Genomic DNA, 4,004 nt, shown 5'->3' with positions numbered 1-4,004 from the left:
CCCTTTGGTGAACGTAAACATCTGCATGCTCAAATAAGTGCATATTGCCCGCATGATCAAGATGGAGGTGGGATAAAACGACCGTTTTGATGTCTTCTGGTTTAGTTCCAGTCAGAGCAAGTTGTGTAGCAAAGTCTTGAGATTCTTCGAAATAGTAAGGGAAAACTCCTTGCAGCCCGGCAGGCCAGTATCCCTTCATTGCATCCGGGTGACACCCTAAATCGTATAATATTTTACCTTGGGGATGATCAATTAAGACCGCGTAGACAGGTATCTTGATCCAATTGACTTGGGGTGTCTTATTGCCCAATGAACCGAGCACTGATTGAGCAACCATCCAGTTCTCATCACATTCCAGCCACCCATTATTAAGCACATATACTTTCATTTTTTTCTTCCTCCATTCAGTTTTGTTAGGTTATTAAATTACCAGTTGAAGGCTTATAATACCCGTTTAAATGTTCACCTCCCTCGTTTCTTAGAGAATTCCTTTTTCTTTAGCTTCATCCATCAAACTAACGCGAAAATCTGGATGAGCAATACTTATTAAAGCCTCAGCTCGCTGACGAAGACTTTTACCTCTTAAATTTACAGCACCATACTCGGTAATAACGTAATGAACATCATTTCGAGAGGTCGTCACTGCAGCCCCACGATCTAATTCACAAGCAATGCGTGAAATCTTGCCACCTGCCGCCGTAGACGGTAAGGCAATGATGGATTTACCGTTTAGCGAACGGCTTGTTCCACGGACATAGTCAACTTGTCCTCCAACGGCACTAAATTGCCTTGAACCAATCATTTCCGCGTTTACCTGTCCCATCAGATCTACCTGTAAGGCAGAATTAATCGAAATCATAGCTTCATGTTGCCCGATCACATAAGGATCATTAACATAATCGACTGAATGAAGCTCAACGGTTGGATTATTATTAACAAAGTCATATAGTTTTCGTGTTCCCATTAAAAAAGTTGCCATAAATTTACCTGGATTCAAGGTTTTCTTCCGGTTAGTAATCACTCCTGCCTCTGCTAATGCTACAACACCGTCAGAAAACATTTCCGAATGAATTCCCAAATCTTTCTTTTCCTTTAAGAATAACAATACTGCATCCGGTATTGCCCCTATACCTAACTGCAGGGTGGCACCATCTTGAACCAACTCTGCTACGTTCTCTCCAATGGCTTTTTCTACTTCTCCAATTTTAGGCGGTTTTAGCTCAATTAATGGTTCGTCCTTTTCCACAATAAAGTTAATTTTGTCCAGATGGATTTTGGCCCCTCCTGTTCTGGGCATGTAACTATTAACCTGAGCAATGACAAGCTTTGCACATTCTGTGGCTGCCTGAGTATAATCAACAGAAATTCCAAAACTACAATATCCTTGCTCATCAGGGGGTGTTATCTGAATGAGGGCGACGTCGACAGGTAGGATGTTGTTTTTAAACAAGCGTGGAATCTCGGAAAAAAAACAAGGAGTAAAATCTGCCCTCTTTTCCTCAAAGGCTTTACGAGTGGAAGACCCAATAAAAAGTGCATTATGCCGAAAACTCTCCTCCATTCCTGGTTGGGCGTATTTTGCCGGGCCCATAGCCACCATGTGAACAACTTCAACAGAATTAAGGTCTGGAGCCCTATTTACTAATGCCTCAATCAAGGAAGGCGGTTCTCCACAAGCGTGCCCTATTACAACCCGATCACCGGACTTAATGTGCAGGACAGCCTGTTCTGGAGTTACAATCCTTTCTAGATAGTTATTTTTCCAGTTGTTCATAATAATTCCTCACTCTTTTTACAATTTCAGCGACAATCCCGCTTTCGTCTACTATCACAGTATCGACTGTTAAAGCAGCAACGACGACGCTAGGAATATCACTCTTGCTATACTTTTGAGCACAGTTTGACGTACATCCGCTTAAATATATGATAAGATTTACGTCAAAACTGTTAAAAGATATATGGTAACCATACGACGTTAGAAGCTCTTTCACTTCGCCAGCAACTTTTCCTCGATTAATCCTTGGGTTACATCCACCACAAAAATTAATGCTTGCCCGTTTATCAAGCATAGTTCTACTGTGGAACCTTCCGTAGAATTCCTAAAGCCTCAGATATTAAATCGTCACTTGTCTCACAATCGGATATCACGCCTTTGATCTGTGGGCATTCAGCTTTGATCACCGCTTCAATAAACTCGGACAATGTTTGTTGAGAACTGGGGCATGTAGAACATGCCCCAGTCAATCTCACTTTAACAAAACCTTCAGGCGTCTCTCGAACCCGGCTGATATCGCCATTATGAGCGTTAAGTGCTGGACGTATTTTCCTATCGATGATATCGATAATTTCTTTCATACAAACATCCCCATTTAAACTCTGACTTAAAGCTCAGTCAGGACTTCAGCTATTTTGTAGAAATCCCGGCGATGGCTTTGGCCAGTTCTTTCTTTTGTGCTAGGTTAGCTTGGCGGGAAATCATGATTCTTTGCGCTTGAGGTGAACCTGCGCCATGCATAGATTCTGTTCTATAACCGACCGCAGCAGTGCCTAGGGTGAGGTTTTCAACCAATCGCAGAATACGCATACGATGTTCAGTTGGTACAAAAGCAACACCCTTAAAGTACTTTTCAACCACTTTACCAATCTCGGGATGACGCAAATCCTTTTCAGAAGGCATGGTTACCATCAAACCCCCAGCAATATCCTCAGCCAAACGAGCAATTTCATAGGGAAAACGAGTAACATTCTGTTTACAAACATTGGCTAAAAGCAGGTCAATTAAATAGGTGCCCGATGCAGTTTTATGACCTTCTGCTGAACAAGCAATACCACAGGAATATAATGTTTCGTTGAGATGGACCATTTCAATCAGTTTATCCTTAATATGCGATGCCTTTGCAGCACCATTGTAATCCGCTGCCAAAGCCACTGCTCCTATTAAGACATCCCCAACGCCCACCTTGCAGCCGCCATAGCTCTGGCGATGATATCCCGCAAACCTTTCTACCAAAGAGCCGCTAAACTCGTATTCTCCGCACATGAAAACGTTTTCCCAAGGAATAAATACGTTATCAAAAACCATCAAGGCTTCATGACCACCAAATTGTTTGTTTCCAACGTCAATGTCTCCACCTTCTAATTTACGGGTATCGCAAGACTGACGGCCATAAATGTAAATTATTCCATCCTCATCCGCTGGGGCCGTGAAACTTACCGCATAGTCTGCATCATTCTTTCCCATCGCTATAGTAGGCATAACAAGAATCCAGTGGGAATTAAGTGCTCCGGTTTGGTGTGCTTTTGCGCCACTTACTACGATACCGTCTTCCCTTTTTTCTACAACGTGTACAAATAAGTCCGGATCTTCCTGCTGACTGGGTGCCAGGCCACGATCGCCTTTAGGGTCGGTCATTGCTCCGTCGACTGTCCAATCCTCTTCTTGCATTCTTGTAAGAAACTTAACAAATCGTTCATGGTAATTTGTTCCTAATTTTTGATCCATTTCAAAAGTAACACTATCAACGGCGTTAATAGCATCCATACCGACACAGCGTTGGAAGCAAGCTGCTGTCTGTTGCCCTAAAAGACGTTGCATTTTTACCTTTTTTACAAGATCCTCAGTGTTTTGATGTAGGTGGCAAAAACGGTTGATCTTCTCACCGGAAAGGTGTGAGGTAGCCGTCATCAATTCCTCATATTGTGGATCTTCGGCTAAAGCATAGGTAGCTTTAACGGAATTCATAGACGGTCTAATAATTGGGTGATCCACTGGGTTCTCCACTAACTCGCCCTGTAGATAAACCTTGAAATTAAGGCCACGTAGACTCTCTTCATACTGTGCTGCAGTTTTCATAAAGTTGGTACCTCCAAAATAGTTAATTTAAACCATAGTTGCACGTAGCAGTTAGTAAAATTTAATGAAGGGATACCCTTACCACAATGCAAATCAGGTCCAATGATCGATAGAGTTCGGTTTATATAGATAGAGTTTCGCCTAGCAATTG

At 42.4% G+C, this 4,004-nt stretch carries 5 protein-coding genes; all 5 read right to left on the bottom strand.

The genetic code is table 11. From position 1 onward, the window contains the following. Window positions 1-388: MBL fold metallo-hydrolase (locus DSOL_RS25555; protein ID WP_139314628.1), on the bottom strand; the 388-nt coding region annotated here is incomplete at its 3' end. 90 nt (window positions 389-478) lie between these two features. Further along, window positions 479-1,774: an acetyl-CoA hydrolase/transferase family protein gene (locus tag DSOL_RS25550; protein WP_075367516.1), complete on the bottom strand. Its 1,296-nt coding sequence runs from the start codon at window positions 1,772-1,774 to the stop codon at window positions 479-481. Then, window positions 1,755-1,991 carry a hypothetical protein gene (locus DSOL_RS25545; RefSeq protein WP_207649682.1) on the bottom strand — a complete coding sequence of 79 codons (237 nt, stop codon included), beginning with the start codon at window positions 1,989-1,991 and terminating at the stop codon, window positions 1,755-1,757. Before DSOL_RS25545 ends, DSOL_RS25550 begins: the two co-directional genes overlap by 20 nt. Window positions 1,992-2,073: 82 nt before the next feature. Continuing rightward, the gene (locus DSOL_RS25540) at window positions 2,074-2,355 is read right to left on the bottom strand and encodes a NifU family protein (RefSeq protein ID WP_075367514.1); all 282 of its coding nucleotides are present in this window, start codon (window positions 2,353-2,355) and stop codon (window positions 2,074-2,076) included. Between the two features lie 49 nt (window positions 2,356-2,404). Continuing rightward, window positions 2,405-3,853 (bottom strand): 4-hydroxyphenylacetate 3-hydroxylase family protein, encoded by a 1,449-nt coding sequence (locus tag DSOL_RS25535; RefSeq protein ID WP_075367513.1) that lies wholly within the window; start codon window positions 3,851-3,853, stop codon window positions 2,405-2,407. Window positions 3,854-4,004: the final 151 nt, after the last annotated feature.

It is taken from the genome of Desulfosporosinus metallidurans (assembly GCF_001936615.1).
GTDB classification, from domain to species: domain Bacteria; phylum Bacillota; class Desulfitobacteriia; order Desulfitobacteriales; family Desulfitobacteriaceae; genus Desulfosporosinus; species Desulfosporosinus metallidurans.
This window is presented reverse-complemented; position numbering and strand designations above follow the sequence as displayed.

Bases quoted from the DNA above. Each gene is read 5' to 3' on its own strand.
- DSOL_RS25550 (WP_075367516.1), bottom strand. From the start codon at position 1,774: ATGAACAACTGGAAAAATAACTATCTAGAAAGGATTGTAACTCCAGAA.
- DSOL_RS25535 (WP_075367513.1), bottom strand. From the start codon at position 3,853: ATGAAAACTGCAGCACAGTATGAAGAGAGTCTACGTGGCCTTAATTTC.
- DSOL_RS25540 (WP_075367514.1), bottom strand. From the start codon at position 2,355: ATGAAAGAAATTATCGATATCATCGATAGGAAAATACGTCCAGCACTT.